Consider the following 21,921-nt stretch of genomic DNA (forward strand, 5'->3'; position numbering starts at 1 on the left):
CGTCTTCCGTGGCGGTATGGCAGGGCAAGTTTCATGCCGAACGACACGAATTGGCCATATTGCTATGACAGCGGAAACTAACGGCAAGCGGCGTTCTCAGGTTCCGATTTTCCGACCCTCAAATCTGCACTTCGCAATATTGTGATAGTTCGCGGTGAAGTTCTTGATGGTGCCTTAAGGGAACGGATCGTACTGAGTTGCGTTACTTGGCGCACACCGCGCTGTTTACTGCTTCCTCTCTAAGCTGCGTATGTCTGGATCGCAGCGTTGAACGGTTGGGATATGTCGAAGAAAAACGGAATTGAATCATTCTCGCGCCGCTCGTTCCTGCGGTCGGCTGCAACGTTCGGCGCTGCTGCATTGGCTGCGCCGGCTCTCGCGCAAAATGCATCACCGCTGGAAGCGCTGATCAATGACCGTTCTCGTGGCAATTGGGATGATCAGTTCGATGCCAAGGCTGCGGCGCGCACGGCGGCAGCCGTTCTCTCGAATACACCGATCCTTGGGCCTGACTCCGTTCCGAATATTCAGCAGGCGATCGCTCAGTATCAGAGCATCGTCGCCAATGGCGGCTGGCCGCAGATCAGCCCCACCAGCCAGCAGGCGCTGCAGATCGGTGTGACCGATCCTGCTGTGCAGTCGCTGCGTCAGCACCTGATGGTCAGCGGCGACCTGCCGCGCGAAGCGGGTATCTCCTCGTCTTTCGATTCCTACGTTGATGGCGCCGTTAAGCGTTTCCAGGCCCGCCATGGTCTGCCGCCGGATGGTGTCATCGGCGAATTCACGCTGAAGGCAATGAACATTCCCGCCAATGTCCGCCTGCAGCAGCTCAACACCAACCTCGTTCGCCTGCAGACGTTCCCGTCCGATCTCGGCCGTCGTCACGTCATGGTCAACATCCCGGCCACCTACGTCGAGGCCGTTCAGGATGGTCAGGTGGCGCTGCGCCATGAAGCGATCGTCGGCCGGCAGTCGCGCCCGACCCACATCATCAATTCGAAGATCTACGAGGTCATCCTCAACCCGTACTGGACGGCGCCGCGTTCTATCGTCGTCAAGGACATCGTGCCGCTGATGCGCAAGGATCCGACCTATCTGAAGCGGAGCAACATCCGCCTCATCGACGGCAAGGGTCAGGAAGTCGCGCCGGAGACGATCGACTGGAATTCGGACAAGGCGCCGGACCTGATGTTCCGCCAGGACCCGGGCAAGACCAACGCCATGGCGTCCACGAAGATCAACTTCCACAACCCCAACAATGAATACATGCACGATACGCCCGAGCAGGGCCTGTTCAACAAGTTGATGCGTTTCGACAGCTCCGGTTGCGTCCGCGTTCAGAACGTGCGCGACCTGACGAACTGGCTGCTTATGGACACGCCCGGCTGGCCGCGCCAGCACATCGAGCAGGTGATCGCCAGCCGCGTCAACACGCCGATCACCCTGGCGACGGAAGTTCCGGTCTACTTCGTCTACATCTCCGCCTGGAGTGCCCGCGACGGCATCGTGCAGTTCCGCGACGATATCTATCAGCTCGACGGCAATGCCGAGCTGGCGCTCGACACGACGCAGGGCATGGAGCAGCCGGTTCAGTAATCGGCCCTTTCGTCTCTATTATTGCCAAAGCCGCGTCCCTGGGCGCGGCTTTTTCATTGGCCGGAGCCGCTCAGCGTAGAATGCTTACTGCGCCGCGCGTCCTTGGGGCACGCGAAGGACGCAGTAAGACTTTGAAATGGCGCATAATCTCTCCCGAGAATCTTGGTCGATTACGGGATTATGCGCGCAAATGTCGCTGATCGTATTGCTCTCCGGCGACCCTGACGCTAATACCGTCTGCATTGCCGTCCCGGCCGTTCAGGAGCTTTCACGATGACAAATGCGTCCACCGAATCCTTCTTCAATCGCTCGCTTGCCGACACCGATCCGGACATCTTTGGAGCGATCGGCAAGGAGTTGGGTCGCCAACGTCACGAGATCGAGCTGATTGCCTCGGAAAACATCGTCTCGCGCGCCGTGCTGGAAGCGCAGGGCTCGATCATGACGAACAAGTACGCCGAAGGATATCCGGGCAAGCGCTATTACGGCGGCTGCCAGTTCGTCGACATCGCAGAAGAGCTTGCCATCGAGCGCGCCAAGAAGCTGTTCGGCGTCAACTTTGCCAATGTTCAGCCGAACTCCGGTTCTCAGATGAACCAGGCCGTGTTCCTGGCGCTGCTGCAGCCGGGTGACACTTTCATGGGCCTCGACCTGAATTCGGGCGGCCACCTCACGCACGGTTCGCCGGTCAACATGTCCGGCAAGTGGTTCAACGTCGTTTCCTACGGCGTGCGCGAAGGCGACAACCTGCTCGACATGGATGAAGTGCAGCGCAAGGCCGAAGAAACCAAGCCGAAGCTGATCATCGCCGGCGGCACCGCTTATTCCCGTATATGGGACTGGAAGCGCTTCCGCGAGATCGCCGACAGCGTCGGCGCCTATCTGATGGTCGACATGGCCCACATCGCCGGTCTCGTTGCCGGTGGCCAGCATCCGTCGCCGTTCCCGCATTGCCATGTTGCCACGACGACGACCCACAAGTCGCTCCGCGGCCCGCGCGGCGGCATGATCCTCACCAATGAAGAGGATCTGGCGAAGAAGTTCAATTCGGCCGTCTTCCCCGGCCTCCAAGGCGGTCCGCTGATGCATGTCATCGCCGCCAAGGCCGTCGCTCTCGGCGAAGCACTGCAGCCGGAGTTCAAGGATTATGCCGCGCAGATCGTCAAGAACGCCAAGGCGCTCGCAGAAACGCTGATCTCCGGCGGCGTCGACGTCGTCTCCGGCGGCACCGACAACCACCTGATGCTTGTGGACTTGCGCAAGAAGAACGCCACCGGCAAGCGCGCCGAGGCGGCTCTCGGCCGCGCCTACGTCACCTGCAACAAGAACGGCATCCCGTTCGACCCTGAAAAGCCGTTCGTCACCTCGGGCGTTCGTCTCGGCACGCCGGCTGGCACGACGCGCGGCTTCAAAGAGGCAGACTTCCGCGAAATCGGTAATCTGATCATCGAAGTGCTCGATGGCCTGAAGGTTGCCAATTCCGACGAAGGTAACGCTGCCGTCGAGGCTGCCGTGCGCGAGAAGGTGGTCAAGCTCACCGACCGCTTCCCGATGTACGGCTACATGGGCTAAGGAGGGCGCATGCGCTGCCCCTATTGCGGTACGGAAGATACCCAGGTCAAGGATTCGCGTCCGGCGGAGGATAATACCTCCATCCGCCGGCGGCGGATCTGCCCGGATTGCGGCGGTCGTTTCACGACCTTCGAGCGCGTGCAGCTGCGCGAGCTGATGGTCATCAAGAAGACCGGCCGCAAGGTGCTTTTCGATCGCGACAAGCTGGTGCGGTCTTTCGAGATCGCACTGCGCAAGCGTCCGGTCGATCGCGACCGCATCGAGCGCGCCGTTTCTGGTATCGTCCGCCGTCTCGAAAGCTCGGGCGAGACCGAAATCAGTTCGGAACAGATTGGCCTGCAAGTGCTGGAGGCGTTGAAGAGTCTCGATGACGTGGCCTTCGTACGCTATGCCTCCGTCTATCGCGATTTCTCGCATGCCGAGGATTTCGAGCACGTCATCAACGAGATCAACGCCAAGATCGCCCGCGATCCGCTGGACCCTTGACCATGACGCAGCTGCCGGAAGACGAACGTTTCATGGCGGAGGCTATCCGCCTGTCGCGTGAGCATCTGGGGCTGACATCGACCAATCCGTCGGTCGGTTGCCTTATCGTCAAGGACGACATTGTCATCGGCCGTGGAGTGACGGCCGTTGGCGGCCGTCCGCATGCCGAGCCCCAGGCACTGGCCGAGGCCGGCGAAGCGGCGAGGGGCGCCACAGCCTATGTGACGCTCGAACCCTGCTCTCACTACGGCAAAACGCCACCCTGCGCCGAGGCATTGATCGCTTATGGCGTCGCGCGTGTCGTCATCAGCGTCACCGATCCCGACCAGCGCGTCTCCGGGCGCGGCATCAACATGCTGCGCGCTGCCGGCATCGAAGTCGAGACCGGGGTTCTGGAGACGGAGGGCCGGCGGTCGCTCGCCGGCTACCTCATGCGCCAGACGAGAAACCGGCCCTATGTGACCCTCAAGCTTGCTATTTCCGCCGATGGCATGATCGGCAGGGTAGGCGAGGGGCAGGTTCGTATCACCGGCGATGCCGCCCGCGCAGAGGTGCAGATGTTGCGCGCCGAAAGCGACGCCATCCTAGTCGGCATCGGCACGGCGATATCAGACGATCCGGAATTGACCTGCCGGATTCCCGGTCTGGAAGACCGCTCACCCCTGCGTATCGTCATAGATGAACAGCTGCAGCTGCCCCTTGGCAGCAAGCTGGTGCAGACGGCGCGCAGATACCCGGTCATCGCCGTCGCCGCTCATCAACCGTCTTTTGATGAGAACACCGATGCCGCATTTCTGGGCCGTCGGGCGGCCCTCGATGCGGCGGGCGTCGAAGTTCTGCAATCGAATTCGAATGAGCCGGGTGAGCTTCTTGAGGCACTCGGCACACGCGGCATCTCCTCGCTGCTGTTGGAAGGTGGTGCCAGGACGGCGCGGCGTTTCCTCGATGCGGATCTCGTCGACCGCATCCTGCTGTTTCAGGGGCCGGCGACTATTGGCAAGGGCGGTATTGAATCCCCCGTCCTGAAATCCAATATCCCTGCCAGTTTCATACATATAGGAGAGAGCCGCTTTGGCGACGATCTCTGCGACGAATATGAAAGAGGTTTTTGATGTTTACCGGAATTGTCACCGACGTCGGGACTGTCGAATCCATTTCCCCCATGCAGGAAGGCATCAAGCTGCGCGTTGCCACCAATTACGATCCGGCAACGATCGACATGGGGGCTTCGATCTCGCACGCCGGCGTTTGCCTGACTGTCACCGGCTTGCCGGAGCAGGGCAGCAACGGCCGTTGGTTCGAGGTCGAGGCCTGGGAAGAGGCCTTGCGCCTGACGACGATCGGCACCTGGGAAGCGGGTCGCAAGATCAACCTTGAGCGCTCTCTCAAAATCGGCGACGAGCTCGGCGGTCACATCGTGTCCGGCCATATCGACGGAAGAGCGGAAATTCTCTCGGTGACGCCGGAAGGTGAGGCTACTCGCTTCCGCCTGCGTGCGCCGGAACATCTCGCCAGGTTCGTGGCGCCGAAGGGTTCGGTTGCGCTCGACGGCACCTCGCTCACGGTCAACGCCGTCGATGGCACGGAATTCGACGTCTTGCTGATCCGCCATTCGCTTGAGGTCACGACCTGGGGCGAGCGCAAGGCTGGCGACTTCGTCAACTTCGAAGTCGATACCATGGCGCGTTACGCCGCCCGCCTGGCGGAATTCCCGGCTGCACGCGAAGAAGCTTGAGCCGCCAGCGCTAGGTGTCTCGGACTCGTTCCTTGGACCGCTTCGGTTTTCCTACCGAAGCGGTTTCTCCATAAGAAAATTGATGAAGGTTTGGCCACGCTTTTGTACCTGCTGCATGGTCATGACTAAAAAGCCCTTACGCTCGAAAAAGGGGCAGGAGGTCAGACTGGCTTCGGTGAAAATTCGCGACAGGCCCCGTTCGCAAGCAGCCTGCTCGACCGTCGCAAGTAATAGGCTGGCGACACCTCTTCCCTGATAATCGGGATCGACGAACATCATGTCGAGGCAACCATCCGCTTTCAGATCGGTAAAGCCGACAGGTGTTGAACCATCCATTGCAAGCCAGGTCGGTCGGCTTGCCCTATACTGTGCCCATACCTCGCCATCATCGACTTTCGCCCATGCGGTGATCTGCGCTGGGCTGTAATCTCTCGAGGCGACCTCGCGAATGGCCCGCAGAAAAATATCGATCGTGGCCTGCGCATCACCGGGATCGTAAGCCTTGACCGAGAATTTGTCTTGTGAAGCCGGCATGTCATGCCCTTCATATCAGGCGTAGCGTTCGAACATCGCGTTGGGTTTGTCTTTATAGATGGCGTCACCGATCCGGCGAAAACCAATTTTCTCGGCCACGCGCAGCGATGATCCATTCTCGAGATCGATGATACAGGTCATGCGCCGGCCGGCGAATTGACTGCCGGCCCAGGCGATCGCCGCATTCATGGCTTCCGTCGCATAGCCCTTGCCCTGCATCGGCGGCATAATGCCCCAGCCGGATTCTAGCGTACCTTCCGTCGACGGCGTCATGTCTCGGTGCAGATCGAGAAAGCCCACTTCACCAATAAGCTTGCCGCTTTGCCGCTCCTCGACGGCGAAGAAGCCGAAGCCGAGATGATGCCATAGGCCGGCATGACGCAGGAGGCGAGCCCAGACCTGCTCGCGCGTTAGCATTTCGCCACCGATGAAGCGTGCAAGATCCTTATTTTGCCAGAGGGCCAGGTATTCGTCGAACTCGTCCAGCCTGTGACCGCGCAGCAGGAGCCGGTCGGTCGTCAATGTCGGAATGATGGTCATGGGGCTTAAAACTTTGCTGAAATTGTTTTTGTCGATGCTCAATCATTCGTCGTGCGGGCATTCGTCGTGCCGGGCTCGCCGTCCCAGTAATCGAGATTGGTGTCAGCGGCACGACCGATGGCACGGAACGTTGTCTTACCGTCGGTGTAGGTCTTGGCCAGGAACTTGTTGGAATCCGGATACTCGACGATTTCTGTTTTCGCCTTCGTGGAAATGGCGAGATAGATTAGGACGGCGGGGCCGGTGTTGATCAACTGATGCGCTGTCTCCGGGCCGCCTGCAGGTGCGCCGAGCACGTCACCCTTGCTGACGGCGACACGGTGATCGCCAAAGCGATATTCGCCTTCACCGTCGAGAATGACGAACATCTCCTCCTCGACGTGATGATTGTGAAACGGACAGCCGGATTTGCCCGGCGGCACTTCGTTGTAGCTGATCCCGAGGTTCTTCAATCCGAGCATCGCGCCGAACGACGTATCGCTGCCGGCAAAGAAGCTGCCTTGTTGCCAATGATCCAGTTCAAGGTCGCCGAAATTGACGGCGGGTATCGTTTTTTTTGTCATGAACCTCCCCCCTCGCAGGTCGGAAATTATTATCGAAGCGGTTGCGTCTGCGGAAGCCACAATTTCTGCGGAGCTCCGATCATTTCCAAATAGGGCTGGAATCGGCATGGACCATTGAAAAACACTTGCCAAGCGCGGCCCGCCGTGGTTTGACCCGGCCTAATAAGGTGCCGCGCCCTCTCAATCCTCAGGTGATGTATGTCCAGCTCTTCGAATGCCCACATTCTCATCATCGAAGCCCGCTTCTACGATGATATGGCCGACGCTCTGCTCGACGGCGCAAAGACCGCGCTTGATCAAGCCGGCGCGACCTATGATATCGTAACCGTTCCCGGTGCGCTGGAAATCCCGGCAGCGATTGCCATGGCGCTCGATGGGGGCGACAATGGCGGTGTGATCTATGATGGCTATGTTGCCCTCGGTTTGGTCATTCGCGGCGAGACCTATCATTTTGACATCGTCGCAAACGAATCCTCGCGTGCGCTGATGGATCTGGCCGTCAGCGAATCGCTCGCGATCGGCAACGGCATTCTGACCGTCGAGAACGACGATCAGGCTTGGGCGCGCGCCCGCCGTTCGGACAAGGACAAGGGCGGCTTTGCTGCCCGTGCAGCGCTGACCATGATCGCACTGAAAGAAAAGTTGGGTGCATAATACATGAGCAATCAGGATAACGAGCGACCGGCAAAGCCCGCCAATCAGCGGGGCGCAGCACGTCTTGCGGCGGTGCAGGCGCTCTATCAGATGGATATCGGCGGAACCGGCGTTCTGGAAGTGGTGGCGGAATATGAAGCGCACCGCCTCGGACAGGAGCTGGACGGCGAAACCTATCTGAAGGCTGATGCCTCCTGGTTTCGCTCTATCGTGTCCGGCGTCGTGCGCGAACAGACCCGGCTCGACCCGCTGATCGGTTCTGCCCTGCAGGACGACTGGGCGCTGTCGCGGCTGGACAGCACCGTGCGTGCTATCCTGCGTGCCGGTACATTCGAGCTGCTCGACCGTAAGGACGTGCCGGTTCCGGTCATCGTCACCGAGTATGTTGAGATCGCGCATGCCTTCTTCGAAGAAGACGAGCCGAAGCTTGTAAACGCGGTGCTTGACCGAATCGCCAAGCAGGTTCGCGGCGAAGCCAAGAAGTAGGCCTGCCTGAAGGCGCAACCTCCAGCGGCTTGCGCTTTCGTTTCCTTCGTTCGCGTCTGATTCCATCTTCGAATCTTCTTTTGAACCTCCCGCGGGTGTTTTACCTGTGAGCGGTCTTGACGCGACGTTTTCCCGACATCAATCTTGCATTGCACATTGATCGATCGCCCTGGAGGAGGGGATCGGCCGGTGTCGCAGGCGGCCGGGGGAGGAGTGAACCGCCGGCTTTTTTGGAGGGAAAAAGCGAAATGTCGATTCTTTTAGGAGTGATCGCATGCGGACTGCTCTCGGTCATCTACGCCGTATGGGCAACCCGGTCGGTGCTCGCTGCCGATCAGGGCAACGCCCGCATGCAAGAGATTGCCGGTTATATTCGTGAAGGAGCGCAGGCCTATCTTGCGCGTCAATATAGAACCATTGCCATTGTCGGGGTCATTGTTTTCATCGCGGCCTGGCTCCTTCTGTCGTCCGAGGCCGCTTTCGGCTTCCTGATCGGCGCAATCCTCTCAGGCGCCGCAGGTTTCATCGGCATGCATGTTTCCGTGCGCGCCAATGTCCGCACGGCCCAGGCCTCGTCGCAAAGCCTGTCCGCCGGCCTCGATATCGCCTTCAAATCGGGTGCCATCACCGGCATGCTGGTTGCAGGCCTGGCTCTGCTCGGCGTCTCCATCTACTTTTACTTTCTGACCGGCGTTCTCGGTCATGAGGCCGGGTCGCGCGACGTCATCGACGCGCTGGTCGCCCTCGGCTTCGGCGCGTCGCTGATTTCAATCTTCGCCCGTCTCGGCGGCGGCATCTTCACCAAAGGTGCCGATGTCGGCGGCGACCTTGTCGGCAAGGTCGAAGCCGGCATTCCCGAGGACGATCCGCGCAACCCTGCCACCATTGCCGATAACGTCGGTGACAACGTTGGCGATTGTGCCGGTATGGCGGCTGACCTTTTCGAGACCTACGCGGTCTCGGTTGTCGCGACCATGGTTCTGGCCTCGATCTTCTTTGCCGGCTCGCCGCTTCTCGGCGCCGCAATGATCTATCCGCTGGCGATCTGCGGCACCTGCATCATCACCTCGATCATCGGCACCTTCTTCGTGAAGCTTGGTGCCAATGGCTCCATCATGGGCGCTCTGTACAAAGGCTTGATCGCTACTGGTGTCCTCTCGATCATCGGTCTCGGAGCTGCCACTTCGCTGACCATTGGCTGGGGGTCGCTAGGCACCATCGCAGGCTTTGAAGTCACCGGCACGAGGCTCTTTGCCTGCGGTATCGTCGGCCTCATCGTGACAGCCTTGATCGTCGTCATCACCGAATACTACACCGGCACCAATAAGCGCCCGGTCAACTCGATCGCCCAGGCCTCCGTCACAGGCCACGGCACTAACGTCATCCAGGGTCTTGCCGTCTCGCTCGAATCGACGGCACTGCCGGCGATCGTCATCGTCGCCGGCATCATCGCCACCTATCAGCTCGGTGGCCTGTTCGGTACCGGCATTGCCGTCACCGCCATGCTCGGCCTTGCCGGCATGATCGTGGCGCTCGATGCCTTCGGCCCGGTGACGGACAATGCCGGCGGTATCGCAGAAATGTCGCATCTTCCGCCGGAAGTGCGCAAATCCACCGATGCCCTGGACGCGGTCGGCAACACCACCAAGGCCGTCACCAAGGGCTATGCCATCGGCTCGGCCGGCCTCGGTGCGCTGGTATTGTTCGCCGCCTATTCCAACGACCTGCAGTATTTCGCAGCTCACGGTGACAAGTTCCCTTACTTCGCCAATGTAGGCACGATCTCCTTCGATCTTTCCAACCCCTACGTCGTTGCCGGGTTGCTGTTCGGCGGTCTTATCCCCTATCTCTTCGGCGGCATCGCCATGACAGCTGTCGGCCGGGCTGCCGGTTCGATCGTGGAGGAAGTGCGCCGGCAGTTCCGTGAGAAGCCGGGCATCATGCAGGGTACGGAGCGTCCCGACTACGGTCGTGCCGTCGACCTGCTGACCAAGGCCGCCATTCGGGAAATGATTATTCCGTCGCTGCTGCCAGTGCTTGCGCCTGTTGTCGTCTACTTTGGCGTTCTGCTTATTTCCGGCTCCAAGGCTTCGGCTTTCGCAGCCCTTGGCGCTTCGCTGCTTGGCGTCATCATCAACGGCCTCTTCGTCGCCATTTCCATGACGTCGGGCGGCGGTGCATGGGACAATGCCAAGAAGAGCTTCGAAGACGGTTTCGTCGACAAGGACGGCACGCGTCATATGAAAGGATCGGAAGCGCACAAGGCATCGGTGACGGGCGACACCGTCGGTGATCCCTACAAGGATACGGCTGGCCCTGCGGTCAACCCGGCGATCAAGATCACCAATATCGTCGCATTGCTGCTGCTGGCCATCCTTGCCGGATAAGGAAAGCAAACAGAAAGCATAGAAAAACCCGCGGGGCAGTGCCTCGCGGGCTTTTTCGTAGAATAGCGTCCCGACTTATTGGCCAGGATTGAGGTTGTTGAGGAAGTTCCTCGCGCCGTTCACGCCGTTGCCGCCGCCCTGCAGGATCTGTTGCAGGAAGGTCATGTCGCGGCCGCCGGTCGGCGTCGTGCGGCTGATCATGTCGAAGAGCTTGCCATCCTTCAGCGTGTAGTTGGCTTCCTGCTTCACGATGCCGTCCTTGTCGAAGTAGATCGCCAGGATGTTCTGGTCGACGAGCCTCGGCTTCATGAATGCTGCGGCGCGGGTGCGCTTCTGCGAGATGTAATAGAAGACTTCGCCGTCGAAGGTTGCTGTCGTGGAAGGTGTGCCGAGCGAGAGCAGAACCTGCTCGCGGCTCGAGCCGACCGGCGCAAGCGCCAGCGATTGCGGATCGAAGATGTAGCCGTTGTTCATGACCTCGCTGGTCTTGCAACCCGAAAGGCCTATGGTCGCAATCACCAGGGCGATGGCGGCAGTGCTGCTGAAAGATATGTCAGACTTGAAATACCGTCTGGTCAACGACATCTCATCTCCCCTAATGAATCAATCCGATGGCCGGACGGCCGATATGACCTTGCTGTGCACATCATTGTGTCCTTTCCGCGATTGAAAAAGGCACAAGACGCTGTTCGGCACTCTTCATCACCAATCATTCACAACGTAACGACGGTTAAGGGCAGAAGCCTCGAAGCGGGCACAAACGGCATTGCAATTCGCGCCTGCTTCGGTAAACCAGCTTTAGCGTGGATGCAACAAGGCCAAGCAAAAACGGCGCGCTCTGAATGAGCTAATACCGGGAATTCTCATGATTTTTGGGCTCTTTCGCAAAAGAAATCACAATCAGATCATCGTCGTCAGGCAATATGAGCTTCTGACATCGGCGGCGCGTCAGCCGGTTTTCTATACCGACTATGATGTGCCCGACACGGTGATGGGGCGCTTCGAGTTGCTTTCCGTCGTCATGATCCTGTTTTTTCGCCGCACGCGGTCTTCCGCGACCAGCGGCCAGGAGCTTGCACAGGAAATCGTCGATGCGTTTTTCGAGGATATCGACTATTCGATCCGCGAACTGGGAATCGGTGATAACAGCGTGCCGAAACGCATGAAGAAACTGGCCGGCATGTTTTATGGTCGGCTCGAAAGCTATGCGACCGCCATGGACGGCGACGATCGCGATGCTCTAGCCACAGCGCTTCGACGCAACATCTATCCGAAAGCGGACGAGCGTGCACCGTCGATGGTCACGCTGGCGGATTGGATGATGCAGGCGGAGGCGCATCTGGCCGCCGTGACGGAGGCGGAACTTGCCACGGGTTCCGCCGTACTGCCACTGCCGGCCGGACGTGGCCAAGAGCAGTAACAGGAGACTGGAATGAAAACACACGGTTCCGACGAAACACCCTTTTCCTATCTCGTGAAGGTCGGCCACATCTCGGCCAATCCCGTCGACGTGCATGTCGAAGCGGATAAGCGCGAGCTTGCCGGTTTGGCAGAGCTTTGGGATGTCGTCTCTGTGGAAAAGCTGGAGGCCGATCTCAAGATTTCGCGCTGGAAGCGCGATGGCGTACGGGTGAAGGGCAATGTGAAGGCAAAGATCGTCCAGGCCTGCGTCGTAACGCTCGATCCGGTCGAATCGGACATTGACGAGGATTTCGAGCACATCTTCGTGCCGGAGGATTCCAAGCTGGCGCGTGCGCCGTCGTCGGATGCGGGAGAAATGGTGCTCGATCCGGATGGTCCGGACCTTCCGGAGACGTTCACTGGCGATACGATTGATGCCGGTGCGGTCGTTGCGGAATTCGCCGCTCTTGCCATCGATCCCTATCCGCGCAAGCCCGGTGTCGAGTTCGAAGGACATATAGAAGATACTGGTGAAAACGACAGGAAGCCTTCGCCGTTCGCAGTTCTGAAAGACTGGAAAAAGGACTAGGCTCGGGTGCTGATCGAGCACAATTCTGTTGTAACCGGGGGAGAAAACGGTATTTTGACGCCAAATTCGTCGGTCTCGGCGAAGAAAAAGGACTAGGGACGCGTGATCAGAATTTCTCTTGACCTAATGGGTGGCGACTTCGGCCCTGAGGTTGTTGTTCCCGGCGCGGCCAAGGCGCTGGATAGGCATCCCGATATTACATTCATTATGTACGGACAGAAGGATCGCTGCGAAGCGGTCCTCGCCAAATATCCCAAGCTTCGCGAAAAATCGGTCTTTCACGAATGCGAAGTTGCGATCAGCATGGATGAGAAGCCGAGCCAGGCGCTCCGCCGCGGCCGTTATGTTTCCAGCATGTGGCGCTCGATCGACGCCGTGAAGGCAGGTGATGCCGATGTTGTCGTTTCCGCCGGCAATACAGGTGCGCTCATGGCGATGGCTAAATTCTGTTTGCGCACCATGGCCAATATCGAACGTCCGGCAATCGCGGCGATCTGGCCGACGCTTCGTGGCGAAAGCATCGTACTCGATGTCGGTGCCACGATCGGCGCCGATGCGCAGCAGCTGCTCGACTTTGCGCTGATGGGCGGCGCGATGGCGCGTGCGCTCTTCGAGATCGAGCGTCCGACCATCGGCCTGCTGAATGTCGGAGTCGAGGAAATCAAAGGACAGGAAGACGTCAAGGATGCCGGCCGCCTGATTCGCGAAGCCAATCTTGAGTCGCTGGAATACTTCGGCTTCGTCGAGGGCGACGATATCGGCAAGGGCACTGTGGACGTCGTGGTCACGGAAGGCTTCTCCGGCAATATCGCGCTGAAAGCGGCGGAAGGCACGGCAAAGCAGATCGGCTCGTATCTGCGTGCGGCGATGTCGCGCACGCTGTTGGCGCGCATCGGTTACGTTCTTGCCAAGGGCGCCTTCGATCTGCTGCGCGAGAAGCTCGATCCGAGCAAGGTCAATGGCGGCGTCTTCCTCGGCCTTAATGGCATCGTCATTAAGAGTCATGGTGGCGCCAATGTCGAAGCTTTCGCCGCTGCCATCGATGTCGGCTATGACATGGCCAAGAACGGTTTGACGCAGAAGATCGAAAACGATTTGAAGAAATACCATGCCAAACGGCTGCCCCCCATCGGGCCGGAAGCGGCATGAGCTACGGGGTACAAGCAGAATGATCCGTTCAGTTGTTCGCGGATTTGGGGCGGCGCTCCCCAAACGCGTCATGACCAATGCCGAGATGGAACAGGTCGTCGATACCAGCGACGAGTGGATCGTCCAGCGCACGGGTATCCGTCAGCGCTATGTTGCCGGTGAAGGCGAAACCACGGCCTCGCTGGGCGAGCAGGCAGCGCGCGCCGCTCTCGCCAATGCCGGCATGACGCCTGATGATCTCGACATGATCATCGTCGCGACGTCGACGCCCGACAACACTTTTCCGGCAACCGCCGTCAATATCCAGAACCGGCTCGGCATGCATCATGGCTTTGCCTTTGACGTTCAGGCCGTCTGCACAGGCTTTGTCTATGCCGTAACCACGGCCGATGCCTATATTCGCGGTGGCCTTGCCAAGCGTGTTCTCGTGATCGGCGCGGAGACCTTCTCGCGCATCCTCGATTGGACCGACCGAACGACTTGCGTTCTCTTCGGTGACGGCGCTGGTGCGCTGATCCTCGAGGCTGGCGAGGGAAGTGGCGCCAACAGCGATCGCGGCGTGCTGGCGGCAAGCCTGCGTTCCGACGGTGCCCACAAGGACAAACTTTACGTGGACGGCGGGCCGTCTTCGACGGGCACGGTCGGCGTTCTGCATATGGCGGGACGGGAAGTCTTCAAGCATGCGGTCGGCATGATCACCGACGTCATCCAGGCTGCCTTCGACGCAACTGGCGCGAAGGTGGACGATCTAGACTGGCTGGTGCCGCATCAGGCCAATCGCCGCATCATTGACGGCTCCGCCAAAAAGCTTGGAATTGCTCCCGAGAAGGTTGTGGTCACCGTCGATCTTCATGGCAATACCTCGGCCGCTTCCATCCCTCTGGCGATCGCGACAGCTGCCGGAGACGGACGAATCAAGAAGGGCGATCTAGTGATGCTGGAGGCCATGGGCGGCGGCTTTACTTGGGGTGCGGTGCTGCTGCGCTGGTAGCGCTGCATCTCTAAAAGCCGATTCCGAACAAGAGCTTGACCGTTTGGCGCAAGGGCAATAGTCTCGCTAAGCTTGAATAAGATTACCAATCACTATGGGCGGGGAGCTATGACGGGCAAGACAGTGACGCGCGCGGATTTGGCGGAGTCAGTATTCCGGAAAGTCGGCCTCTCCCGCACGGAGTCGGCAGAGCTCGTCGAGACGGTGATCGATGAAATTTGCAACGCCATCGTGCGCGGCGAAACGGTGAAACTTTCGTCCTTCGCGACGTTTCAGGTGCGCGACAAAAATGAACGCATTGGTCGAAATCCAAAGACCGGCGAGGAAGTGCCGATCTCTCCACGGCGCGTCATGACATTCAAGGCATCGAATGTCTTGAAGAGCAGGATCCTCAAGGCGCATGCCAGCCGCAAGGCGAAGGTAAGGCCTGCGAATCCCGCTTCCTGATCTGCCGGAAAACTGATTTTCCTTGGGTCGTATGCCTTGCGCTGCGGCCTTTGTCTTAAGGTTTTGCGGCTTGCTTGTGCAGCAGCTGCAGAGACCACTTGAATTTCCTCTGCCAAACCGTTGAAATATGATGATTCGTATCTCGATAGGATGCGACGTCGATATCCGTTTTTGTGCAATGCGGCCCGGGCGGTGCCGCAATTGCGCTGTGGGAGTATGATGATGGACAAGAGCCCGGATGCATTTCGCACGATCAGCGAAGTCGCGGAAGACCTTGACCTGCCGCAGCATGTCCTACGGTTCTGGGAGACGCGTTTCCCGCAAATCAAGCCGATGAAGCGCGGCGGCGGCAGGCGTTATTATCGGCCTGAAGACGTCGACCTGCTGAACGGCATCCGCCATCTGCTCTACGATCACGGCTATACGATCAAGGGCGTCCAGAAGCTCTTGAAGACCAATGGCAACAAGTTTGTCATCGCGGTGGGGCACGGGGACCTTGCAAGTGTCGAAGCGCTTGCTTCTGCAGCGCAGGAGCACGCTCCCGTCGAACCACGCGTCAGCTCTGCCAATCCGGAAGAGGATCAGGTCGTCGGCCGCGCCAAGGCGCCAATCAGCCGCCGCTTCTTCAATTTTGTGAGCGGAGACGACGGCGTGCCGGATGTTTCCATCGGCAAATCCAGTGTCGGCAAGGAAGACCGGGCCTTGCTGCAGGAAACGCTTTACGATCTTCTGGAATGCAAGCGTCTCCTGGATCAGGTGCGGTAGTACCACGAGCTGCCGCGTAGACGACCCGCCCGGATGTGTGCATGGGATGTGACCATGCTAAGGCAATCCGTGCCTCCTCTGGGCCGCCTTACCGTCGCGAGGCGGAGTTCCGTTTCGCCATAATACGCCTGCGCAAATCTACGTGACAAATTTGTCACGTACCGGTGCTTCTGTGCCCAAGAAGTTAGTTTGCTAACCTTCTTAACTTGCCCGACCCAAACCACAGGTTCAGTCTGACCATGAAGCTTCGCTGCTTCGCCCTTCAAAGAAGGGAAAAGCCAGTCGGGCCATGGAGGGGCAAGAGGTTGCCTACCGGGAGACTCCATCCCTGATGGATCGTCGAATGGAGATATCATGAACATCAAGAGCCTTCTTCTCGGCTCCGCCGCTGCTATTGCCGCAGCGAGCGCCGCCCATGCTGCAGATGCAATTGTTTCCGCTGAACCAGAGCCCCTGGAATATGTCCGGATCTGCGATGTCTACGGCACCGGCTATTTCTACATTCCCGGCACTGAAACCTGCCTCAAGATCGGCGGCAAGGTCCGCACAGAAGGCGAGTGGTACGACGCCTTTAATCCGCGCAGCAAGGTGGGTACGCTCTGGCACGAGCGTGTCGAACTCAATGTCGATACGGCCACCGATACGGAATATGGCGCGCTGAAGACGAACACCGTCTTCCGCTGGGAGTGGCACGATGGAGGTGCGACATCCTCCAAGCTGCTCTTTGCCAATATCAGCCTCGCAGGCTTCACGGTCGGCAAACTCGACTCGCAATTCAATCTCTATGCTGGCTATGCCGGCGACGTCATCAATGACGACGCGATCTATGACGGCCCCTACGAATTGAACCAGCTGACCTACAATTATGATGCCGGTAACGGCTTTACTGCCGTGATTTCGCTGGAAGACAGCAACTCCACGACCGACGGTCAAGCCTCCTATGGCGCGGGTTGGTGGACGGACGACAAGTCCAATCACTATACCCCCGACGTCGTCGCCGGCTTCGGCTACAAGACTGGCGATTGGGGCTTCAAGGTCGTCGGCGGTTATGACTCGATCGTCGAGGAGGGCGCCATCAAGGCGCGCATCGATGCCAAGTTCGGCGGCGTGGAAGCCTTTCTCATGGGTGGCTGGAATACGGACGGCGACAAGCTGAACAAATATGCCGGCACCAACCAGGATATTTCCGCCTGCACGACATCGGGCGGCGCCGTCAATGCCGCCAAATGCGGTTGGGGAGACTGGGCTGTTTGGGGCGGCGTCGGTTTTCCGATCAATGAAAAGCTGAAGTGGAACCTGCAGCTCGCCTACACGGAATCGAAGATTTTCGAGGCGACGACGAACCTCAAATTCAATCCGGTCAAGGATCTGCTGGTCGAACCCGAAGTGACCTATATGCACTACGACTTCATCAAGGACGATACGGTTGCCGGCATTCTTCGTTTCGAACGGAACTTCTGATTTGGGCTGACGAGATGGTTCCCGTCTGCAGCAATGCCAGCGGACGGGAACCGGCCGGCAAGGGTTTCGCTAGGCGCGAGAGGAGTTTGCAGGTCAGAAAGCAACCTTGAGCTATTAATCATGATGCCAACTTCGCGCATAGCTTGATGAGCTCGGCTTGCCAAATATTACCTTTGGCTGTAGTTCGATCCTCGGGGTTGTATTATTTGTGCCGGAGGGAATATGCGTATACGCGCCACCATGGCGGCTAGCCTTGTCGCCGTTTCAACCATTCTAGCGAGCTGTCAGACGCCGCAGGAATCAGCGATGAATGCCGAAATGACCTGCCAGTCTCAAGGGTTCCGCCCGGGCTCGCAGCGCTACAATCGTTGCGTCGGGTCCACCTATCAAGCCAATCGCGCCCAGGCGCAGCAGGCTGAAAATCAGGCTGCCGGCCTTGCGGCAGCAGGTATTATCGGTGGCGTCCTAATTGGCGCCGCCGTCAGCGACAGCCGTCATCATCATCGCCGCGATTACGACCGGCCCTATTACCGCCGTTGCTATCGCTGCTGGTAAAAGTCGCTCGCGGCTTCGTATGACAATGGAAAACTCCGCCGATTCAACCCGGCGGAGTTTTCATTTTTGTTGCATGCCGGTCAAAGCGGCGTCACTTCCTCGCGGCTGACCAGCTTCAGGCTGCGGTCGGGCTGGAGGATGTAGGTTTCGTAGATGTCCTGTCCCCATTGGTTGGTGAAGCGATGCGCGATCCGGGTGCCGGGAGGCGATTGCGTCAGCTTCATATGCGGCTGGCCGCCATAGGTAATGCTGCCGGGAATGGGTTGCAGGGGGTCGGTTGTGTTGCATGCGGCAAGCAAGGGTCCGCATACTAAAAGGGCTATGAAGGGCCTCATTGTCCTGGCTTTCTGCGCGTGTCCGGTCCCTGCGAAATCATCGCGCAATAAAGACGGGACAGCCTCTATGAGTGTGATTTCAAATTACTATATAAAGGTAATATCGGCGCGTCCGGCGGCAAGGTCCTCACGCAGATTTGCTTGGCGCTGCGGCCGGATTTCGAAGGAGTCGCCTATGTTTACGATTGCAAGATCGATAACTGCCGCGGGCTTCGGTTTGCTGCTGGCGGCTGGTGCCGCTGTGCCGGCCGGCGCCATCACCATGCCGGCATTGTCGGTGCCCCAACAGTCCACCGTCATCCAGGTTCATGATCACGGCCATGGGCATTGGCATCACCACAACCGATGGGGTGGCGGGCATCGGTTTCATGGTTCCGACAGCTACTACGATGATGATTCAGACAGCGGCGTGCTCTTCAAGTCCTTCGTGACCGGCACCCTGTTCAGCTGGCAGCGCGATCGTGGTTACTACGATGGCCATGCCCGCAGCTGCGCAAGCCGCTATCGTTCCTATAATCCTGCGGACAATACTTACCAGCCGAGCCATGGGCCGCGGCAGGCATGTCGCTGAGCGTGAACTTTTTCTGAGTGAGCCGCTACTTTTCGCTTGCTTCGGCTAACGCTAGACTCTAAACGAAACAAGCCGTTTCGGCAGGTCGGGGCGTAGCGCAGCCCGGTAGCGCACTTGACTGGGGGTCAAGGGGTCGCTGGTTCGAGTCCAGTCGCCCCGACCATTTATCTTCTTGAACTCCCAATCAGATTTTCAATAACTTAGCCACACCACGAGGGTGACTGGCCAGTCCAGCGCCGCGCGAGTCCCTCGGAAACCATTTGATCGCCGATCGAGCGGCCGGCACGCATGGCGATGCGTAGCTTGCCGCCATTCAGGTCATCGCGACGGTTGCTGCCGGAAAGCACGAAAGTCCCGTCATTAAGAATGGCCTGCAGGCGCAGCTTGGCGGCCACGGCCTTCTGTTTCTCACCCGAGCAGCGTGCAGCCTCAACGCCCGGCACGTCGATATCGGCGAGCTGGATCCTTATCCCGTCCTGCCAGAACGTATTGCCGTCCACCACGCAGTTGGTGCCCGAACCGGCGCTGCAAAGCACGAAGCGGCCGCCCGTCTGCGCCCGCATGCCGGGGCGATCGATCGCCGGTCTGTTGATCGGCAGCGCCACGGGGATCGCGGCCGTTACCGCCGGAATGGCTGCCGGTGGCACGGGAAAGGCAGGGGTGGCGCGAGGTTCCGGAATAACCGCTGTGGTCTTGATCTTCGGTTTTACCGCCGGCGTCGGTGCGTCCTGGGTCATCTTCGGCATGCCGGCAACCGCACCGGCATGGGCGAGCATGGAAGGCATGTCCTTACGGTGTTGGTAGGCATACATGCCGCCTACTGTCGCCAGGCCAACGAAGCCCCACAGCCATATCGAACCTCCCGCCTTGGGTTGCGGTTTGCGCCGAACGCGTCGTTTCGCTTTAGCCATAGTGTCGTCCCTCGATTGCGGGGAGATTATCGCTGCGATTTCTTACCGATCCGTTGGCTTTTCGTTCTCCGATGACGGGACCACAGGATTCCTATTTCGTTGAAGCCGTCGATGGTTTCAGCTTCACCGACATCGTCACCTGTCCGTTGACGGAAAGCTTCAGTCCCCGACCATCGAAATTATTGACCGACGTATTGCTCGACATGGCGCTGATTTCACAAGCGTCCGCTATGGTAGCGAGCAGGGTGCCGCAGCTGCTTGCGGCGATCTTGTAGAAGGATTTCAAAGCCTTCTCCTGCTGCTCCTCGTTGTCGCCATCCGGCACGGAGTAGGACAGCGATATTCCCGATTGCACCGAAATATATCCGTCCGGCAGCTGGCGAGGATTGCGTAAGGGCAGGTTCTGAAAGTTCTGCGCAAAGGCTGGCAGCGTTGTGGCGGCAAGCAGCAGGCCGAGTGTAGCGGGCATTAAAAATCTGGTCATTGTCGTCTCTCCTGTTCAGCCGGTTTATCGCAGGTATGGATGAAGACGGGGTGATGGCCTAACTTAAAATTGTACGTCCGGGCTGCGCCTCGGCATTGCATTCGAATCAGCAGCCCTCGACCATGTAATTGCTTCCTTGCCAACTCTGGGGCCGAAGCGCATAGTCCAGTCCTGCTGTAGAGTATGAAGCCGGCGCCGAGGGGGGGCCGCATTCTCTTACTCAAAGGACGAGACCGCGCGAATGTTGGAAACCCCTATCCATCCAAGGGATTTGCCTTTGTTTTCGGACGATCTCGATCGTCTGGAGAAGGTGCTGGATACTGTCTGCCGAGATCGCGGCATCGATTCGCGTGGCGTGCAGGCGGAGCGGCTGGGCGCGTTGATCATCCAGCTTTATCGTCAGGGCGTGAAGGACGATGCGAAGCTGCTTGCGCTTGCAAGGGCTTATTTCTGACACATCAGCGTTTTTTTATGGTCTTGAATCTAATCGATTTAAGCTGATTTCACATAGCTGCAATGATGCTTTGTCGCTGTTCGAAGTGATAATTCCACCCTATATTTGCTGCATTGCACAAAGAGAGTTCGTCTCTCGATGTTACCGATTCCCTTTGGGAGCGGTGCGCGGCCGTCGCGACAAAGGAAAAACGAAAAGCGGCGGGCGCGAATAAGCAGAAAGGTCCATAATGAATCTCAAAGTTCCGAGCCGGCTCCGCCGCCTGCTTGCCGACTCTGTCGAGTTGCCGCAGTTCAAATTTCCGGTAACCCAGCCGCAAGCACAGCCGGCGCGTCGGCGCGTCTCCACGCGTACGGCCCCCCAGCGGTTGACCGAAATTCTCTGGTTCGGTCGCAATCCAGGCAGCCTGCGCATGCTCGAATACGTACCGCCTGGTATCAAAGGCCCGATGCCACTCGTCGTTGTCCTGCATGGCTGTCATCAGAATGCCGAGGATTTCGATCGATCCAGCGGCTGGACGGCTCTTGCCCGCCAGCACGGATTCGCCGTGCTCTACGCCGAACAGAAGGCATTCAACAATCCCAATCTCTGTTTCAACTGGTTCCGCCCGAGCATGGTAACGCGCGATCGCGGCGAGCTAGGTTCGATCCGCGAGATGATCGATTTCAGTCGCAAGGTGCACGGAATCGACGACAGCAGGATTTTCGTCATGGGCCTCTCGGCCGGCGGCGCGATGGCTGCTGCGCTGCTTGCCACCTATCCGGAACTCTTTGCAGCAGGCGCCATCATCGGCGGCCTGCCTTTCGGCGCCGCCCGCGACGCCATGTCGGCACTGGATGTCATGAAGCGCGGCTCGACGCGCTCGGCCGATAAATGGGGCGAGCTCGTTCGCGAAGCATCTCCCGATGCTACCCGCTTTCCTGTCGTTTCCATCTGGCATGGCGATGCCGATGAAGTTGTTTCCTATGTCAATGCAGAGTCGGCCATCGCACAATGGCTTGCCGTGCGCGAGCGCCCGCGCACCAAGGGCCGCCTGCGTCTGTTCGAAGGCGGCGAGCGCCGCGAATGGCGTGATGACTATGGCAATATGATCCTGGAACTCGTCACCCTGACGGATTTCGGGCACGGTTTCCCGGTCGGTTTGGTCATCGAGGGCAGGGAGCCGGCAAACGACACCGAGCGTTTCATTCTGCCTGCGGCCATCTCCGCGCCAGAACAACTGATCAAAGGCTGGGGGCTGGTCGCCTGAGATTGC

Annotated in this window: 26 protein-coding genes and 1 tRNA gene; 20 read left to right on the forward strand and 7 right to left on the reverse strand. The window is 59.0% G+C overall.

Features of this window, described 5'->3' with window-relative positions:
- The first annotated feature begins 282 nt into the window (after window positions 1-282).
- From QD461_RS04180 to QD461_RS04200, 5 genes are all read left to right on the forward strand, one after another.
- Window positions 283-1,596: a L,D-transpeptidase family protein gene (locus QD461_RS04180; protein ID WP_184701641.1), complete on the forward strand. Its 1,314-nt coding sequence runs from the start codon at window positions 283-285 to the stop codon at window positions 1,594-1,596.
- Window positions 1,597-1,869: 273 nt separating this feature from the next.
- A complete protein-coding gene (gene glyA / locus QD461_RS04185; protein ID WP_184701643.1) occupies window positions 1,870-3,168 on the forward strand; it encodes a serine hydroxymethyltransferase in 1,299 nt (432 codons plus the stop codon).
- A gap of 9 nt (window positions 3,169-3,177) precedes the next feature.
- Window positions 3,178-3,654 carry a transcriptional regulator NrdR gene (gene nrdR, locus QD461_RS04190; protein WP_068385764.1) on the forward strand — a complete coding sequence of 159 codons (477 nt, stop codon included), beginning with the start codon at window positions 3,178-3,180 and terminating at the stop codon, window positions 3,652-3,654.
- A gap of 2 nt (window positions 3,655-3,656) precedes the next feature.
- Complete coding sequence (ribD, locus tag QD461_RS04195) at window positions 3,657-4,766, forward strand: bifunctional diaminohydroxyphosphoribosylaminopyrimidine deaminase/5-amino-6-(5-phosphoribosylamino)uracil reductase RibD (RefSeq protein ID WP_414086597.1); 1,110 nt, start codon at window positions 3,657-3,659, stop codon at window positions 4,764-4,766.
- The gene (locus QD461_RS04200; RefSeq protein ID WP_414086598.1) at window positions 4,766-5,389 is read left to right on the forward strand and encodes a riboflavin synthase; all 624 of its coding nucleotides are present in this window, start codon (window positions 4,766-4,768) and stop codon (window positions 5,387-5,389) included. The genes ribD and QD461_RS04200 overlap by 1 nt, the downstream gene beginning before the upstream one ends.
- 51 nt (window positions 5,390-5,440) lie before the next feature.
- Here the strand turns inward: QD461_RS04200 and QD461_RS04205 are convergent, their stop codons facing one another.
- The 3 genes from QD461_RS04205 to QD461_RS04215 are packed head-to-tail and all read right to left on the reverse strand — an operon-like array spanning window position 5,441 to window position 7,026.
- Entirely contained in the window at window positions 5,441-5,923 is a 483-nt protein-coding gene (locus QD461_RS04205) for a GNAT family N-acetyltransferase (protein ID WP_414086599.1), read from the reverse strand.
- Between the two features lie 15 nt (window positions 5,924-5,938).
- Window positions 5,939-6,463 (reverse strand): GNAT family N-acetyltransferase, encoded by a 525-nt coding sequence (locus QD461_RS04210; RefSeq protein ID WP_414086701.1) that lies wholly within the window; start codon window positions 6,461-6,463, stop codon window positions 5,939-5,941.
- A gap of 38 nt (window positions 6,464-6,501) precedes the next feature.
- Complete coding sequence (locus QD461_RS04215; protein WP_414086600.1) at window positions 6,502-7,026, reverse strand: cupin domain-containing protein; 525 nt, start codon at window positions 7,024-7,026, stop codon at window positions 6,502-6,504.
- A 198-nt stretch (window positions 7,027-7,224) separates the two neighbouring features.
- On the opposite strand from QD461_RS04215, the gene ribH reads away from it, so the two are divergent.
- The 3 genes from ribH to QD461_RS04230 all read left to right on the forward strand — a co-directional run bounded on the left by ribH (window position 7,225) and on the right by QD461_RS04230 (window position 10,553).
- Complete coding sequence (gene ribH, locus QD461_RS04220) at window positions 7,225-7,680, forward strand: 6,7-dimethyl-8-ribityllumazine synthase (protein WP_414086601.1); 456 nt, start codon at window positions 7,225-7,227, stop codon at window positions 7,678-7,680.
- 3 nt (window positions 7,681-7,683) lie between these two features.
- Entirely contained in the window at window positions 7,684-8,166 is a 483-nt protein-coding gene (gene nusB / locus QD461_RS04225) for a transcription antitermination factor NusB (protein WP_004122322.1), read from the forward strand.
- 248 nt (window positions 8,167-8,414) lie between these two features.
- Window positions 8,415-10,553: a sodium-translocating pyrophosphatase gene (locus QD461_RS04230; RefSeq protein ID WP_414086602.1), complete on the forward strand. Its 2,139-nt coding sequence runs from the start codon at window positions 8,415-8,417 to the stop codon at window positions 10,551-10,553.
- Window positions 10,554-10,628: 75 nt separating this feature from the next.
- Here QD461_RS04230 and QD461_RS04235 read toward each other — a convergent pair whose 3' ends face one another.
- Window positions 10,629-11,138 carry an outer membrane protein assembly factor BamE gene (locus tag QD461_RS04235; protein WP_184701660.1) on the reverse strand — a complete coding sequence of 170 codons (510 nt, stop codon included), beginning with the start codon at window positions 11,136-11,138 and terminating at the stop codon, window positions 10,629-10,631.
- Between the two features lie 280 nt (window positions 11,139-11,418).
- Here QD461_RS04235 and QD461_RS04240 point away from each other — a divergent pair, with 280 nt between their 5' ends.
- The 8 genes from QD461_RS04240 to QD461_RS04275 all read left to right on the forward strand — a co-directional run bounded on the left by QD461_RS04240 (window position 11,419) and on the right by QD461_RS04275 (window position 17,911).
- Window positions 11,419-11,973: a ubiquinol-cytochrome C chaperone family protein gene (locus QD461_RS04240; protein WP_414086603.1), complete on the forward strand. Its 555-nt coding sequence runs from the start codon at window positions 11,419-11,421 to the stop codon at window positions 11,971-11,973.
- Between the two features lie 12 nt (window positions 11,974-11,985).
- Complete coding sequence (locus QD461_RS04245; protein ID WP_414086604.1) at window positions 11,986-12,543, forward strand: YceD family protein; 558 nt, start codon at window positions 11,986-11,988, stop codon at window positions 12,541-12,543.
- 102 nt (window positions 12,544-12,645) lie between these two features.
- Window positions 12,646-13,692, forward strand: coding sequence for a phosphate acyltransferase PlsX (plsX, locus tag QD461_RS04250; RefSeq protein ID WP_414086605.1), 1,047 nt, complete (start codon window positions 12,646-12,648; stop codon window positions 13,690-13,692).
- A 19-nt stretch (window positions 13,693-13,711) separates the two neighbouring features.
- Entirely contained in the window at window positions 13,712-14,683 is a 972-nt protein-coding gene (locus QD461_RS04255) for a beta-ketoacyl-ACP synthase III (RefSeq protein ID WP_414086606.1), read from the forward strand.
- Window positions 14,684-14,791: 108 nt separating this feature from the next.
- The gene (locus QD461_RS04260; RefSeq protein ID WP_184701670.1) at window positions 14,792-15,130 is read left to right on the forward strand and encodes an integration host factor subunit alpha; all 339 of its coding nucleotides are present in this window, start codon (window positions 14,792-14,794) and stop codon (window positions 15,128-15,130) included.
- A gap of 216 nt (window positions 15,131-15,346) precedes the next feature.
- Window positions 15,347-15,895, forward strand: a complete 549-nt coding sequence (locus QD461_RS04265) for a MerR family transcriptional regulator (protein ID WP_184701672.1) — start codon at window positions 15,347-15,349, stop codon at window positions 15,893-15,895.
- 354 nt (window positions 15,896-16,249) lie between these two features.
- On the forward strand, window positions 16,250-17,356 hold the full coding sequence (locus QD461_RS04270) for a porin (RefSeq protein WP_414086607.1): 1,107 nt from the start codon (window positions 16,250-16,252) through the stop codon (window positions 17,354-17,356).
- A gap of 222 nt (window positions 17,357-17,578) precedes the next feature.
- A complete protein-coding gene (locus QD461_RS04275) occupies window positions 17,579-17,911 on the forward strand; it encodes a hypothetical protein (protein ID WP_184701676.1) in 333 nt (110 codons plus the stop codon).
- Between the two features lie 80 nt (window positions 17,912-17,991).
- Here QD461_RS04275 and QD461_RS04280 read toward each other — a convergent pair whose 3' ends face one another.
- The gene (locus tag QD461_RS04280) at window positions 17,992-18,246 is read right to left on the reverse strand and encodes a hypothetical protein (RefSeq protein ID WP_414086608.1); all 255 of its coding nucleotides are present in this window, start codon (window positions 18,244-18,246) and stop codon (window positions 17,992-17,994) included.
- A 175-nt stretch (window positions 18,247-18,421) separates the two neighbouring features.
- Here QD461_RS04280 and QD461_RS04285 point away from each other — a divergent pair, with 175 nt between their 5' ends.
- Entirely contained in the window at window positions 18,422-18,817 is a 396-nt protein-coding gene (locus tag QD461_RS04285) for a BA14K family protein (RefSeq protein WP_414086609.1), read from the forward strand.
- 86 nt (window positions 18,818-18,903) lie between these two features.
- Window positions 18,904-18,980 (forward strand) — tRNA-Pro (locus QD461_RS04290).
- Window positions 18,981-19,017: 37 nt separating this feature from the next.
- Here the strand turns inward: QD461_RS04290 and QD461_RS04295 are convergent.
- Entirely contained in the window at window positions 19,018-19,728 is a 711-nt protein-coding gene (locus tag QD461_RS04295) for a thermonuclease family protein (protein WP_414086610.1), read from the reverse strand.
- A gap of 91 nt (window positions 19,729-19,819) precedes the next feature.
- Window positions 19,820-20,212 carry a hypothetical protein gene (locus tag QD461_RS04300; RefSeq protein WP_414086611.1) on the reverse strand — a complete coding sequence of 131 codons (393 nt, stop codon included), beginning with the start codon at window positions 20,210-20,212 and terminating at the stop codon, window positions 19,820-19,822.
- 241 nt (window positions 20,213-20,453) lie between these two features.
- On the opposite strand from QD461_RS04300, the gene QD461_RS04305 reads away from it, so the two are divergent.
- The gene (locus QD461_RS04305; protein ID WP_184701687.1) at window positions 20,454-20,666 is read left to right on the forward strand and encodes a hypothetical protein; all 213 of its coding nucleotides are present in this window, start codon (window positions 20,454-20,456) and stop codon (window positions 20,664-20,666) included.
- Window positions 20,667-20,895: 229 nt separating this feature from the next.
- The gene (locus tag QD461_RS04310; protein ID WP_414086612.1) at window positions 20,896-21,915 is read left to right on the forward strand and encodes an alpha/beta hydrolase family esterase; all 1,020 of its coding nucleotides are present in this window, start codon (window positions 20,896-20,898) and stop codon (window positions 21,913-21,915) included.
- Window positions 21,916-21,921: the final 6 nt, after the last annotated feature.

Source organism: Rhizobium sp. BR 314, from assembly GCF_047445805.1.
Taxonomy (GTDB): domain Bacteria; phylum Pseudomonadota; class Alphaproteobacteria; order Rhizobiales; family Rhizobiaceae; genus Rhizobium; species Rhizobium lusitanum_B.

Excerpts from the sequence above, each read along its gene's own strand:
- ribH (WP_414086601.1), top strand. The coding sequence starts at position 7,225 with ATGTCCAGCTCTTCGAATGCCCACATTCTCATCATCGAAGCCCGCTTC.
- nusB (WP_004122322.1), top strand. The coding sequence starts at position 7,684 with ATGAGCAATCAGGATAACGAGCGACCGGCAAAGCCCGCCAATCAGCGG.
- QD461_RS04295 (WP_414086610.1), bottom strand. The coding sequence starts at position 19,728 with ATGGCTAAAGCGAAACGACGCGTTCGGCGCAAACCGCAACCCAAGGCG.
- QD461_RS04255 (WP_414086606.1), top strand. The coding sequence starts at position 13,712 with ATGATCCGTTCAGTTGTTCGCGGATTTGGGGCGGCGCTCCCCAAACGC.
- QD461_RS04210 (WP_414086701.1), bottom strand. The coding sequence starts at position 6,463 with ATGACCATCATTCCGACATTGACGACCGACCGGCTCCTGCTGCGCGGT.
- ribD (WP_414086597.1), top strand. The coding sequence starts at position 3,657 with ATGACGCAGCTGCCGGAAGACGAACGTTTCATGGCGGAGGCTATCCGC.
- QD461_RS04310 (WP_414086612.1), top strand. The coding sequence starts at position 20,896 with ATGAATCTCAAAGTTCCGAGCCGGCTCCGCCGCCTGCTTGCCGACTCT.
- QD461_RS04300 (WP_414086611.1), bottom strand. The coding sequence starts at position 20,212 with ATGACCAGATTTTTAATGCCCGCTACACTCGGCCTGCTGCTTGCCGCC.
- QD461_RS04285 (WP_414086609.1), top strand. The coding sequence starts at position 18,422 with ATGTTTACGATTGCAAGATCGATAACTGCCGCGGGCTTCGGTTTGCTG.
- QD461_RS04305 (WP_184701687.1), top strand. The coding sequence starts at position 20,454 with ATGTTGGAAACCCCTATCCATCCAAGGGATTTGCCTTTGTTTTCGGAC.
- QD461_RS04280 (WP_414086608.1), bottom strand. The coding sequence starts at position 18,246 with ATGAGGCCCTTCATAGCCCTTTTAGTATGCGGACCCTTGCTTGCCGCA.
- QD461_RS04240 (WP_414086603.1), top strand. The coding sequence starts at position 11,419 with ATGATTTTTGGGCTCTTTCGCAAAAGAAATCACAATCAGATCATCGTC.
- glyA (WP_184701643.1), top strand. The coding sequence starts at position 1,870 with ATGACAAATGCGTCCACCGAATCCTTCTTCAATCGCTCGCTTGCCGAC.
- QD461_RS04180 (WP_184701641.1), top strand. The coding sequence starts at position 283 with ATGTCGAAGAAAAACGGAATTGAATCATTCTCGCGCCGCTCGTTCCTG.
- QD461_RS04270 (WP_414086607.1), top strand. The coding sequence starts at position 16,250 with ATGAACATCAAGAGCCTTCTTCTCGGCTCCGCCGCTGCTATTGCCGCA.
- QD461_RS04245 (WP_414086604.1), top strand. The coding sequence starts at position 11,986 with ATGAAAACACACGGTTCCGACGAAACACCCTTTTCCTATCTCGTGAAG.
- QD461_RS04260 (WP_184701670.1), top strand. The coding sequence starts at position 14,792 with ATGACGGGCAAGACAGTGACGCGCGCGGATTTGGCGGAGTCAGTATTC.
- nrdR (WP_068385764.1), top strand. The coding sequence starts at position 3,178 with ATGCGCTGCCCCTATTGCGGTACGGAAGATACCCAGGTCAAGGATTCG.
- QD461_RS04200 (WP_414086598.1), top strand. The coding sequence starts at position 4,766 with ATGTTTACCGGAATTGTCACCGACGTCGGGACTGTCGAATCCATTTCC.
- QD461_RS04235 (WP_184701660.1), bottom strand. The coding sequence starts at position 11,138 with ATGTCGTTGACCAGACGGTATTTCAAGTCTGACATATCTTTCAGCAGC.
- QD461_RS04230 (WP_414086602.1), top strand. The coding sequence starts at position 8,415 with ATGTCGATTCTTTTAGGAGTGATCGCATGCGGACTGCTCTCGGTCATC.
- QD461_RS04275 (WP_184701676.1), top strand. The coding sequence starts at position 17,579 with ATGCGTATACGCGCCACCATGGCGGCTAGCCTTGTCGCCGTTTCAACC.
- QD461_RS04265 (WP_184701672.1), top strand. The coding sequence starts at position 15,347 with ATGATGATGGACAAGAGCCCGGATGCATTTCGCACGATCAGCGAAGTC.
- QD461_RS04205 (WP_414086599.1), bottom strand. The coding sequence starts at position 5,923 with ATGCCGGCTTCACAAGACAAATTCTCGGTCAAGGCTTACGATCCCGGT.
- QD461_RS04215 (WP_414086600.1), bottom strand. The coding sequence starts at position 7,026 with ATGACAAAAAAAACGATACCCGCCGTCAATTTCGGCGACCTTGAACTG.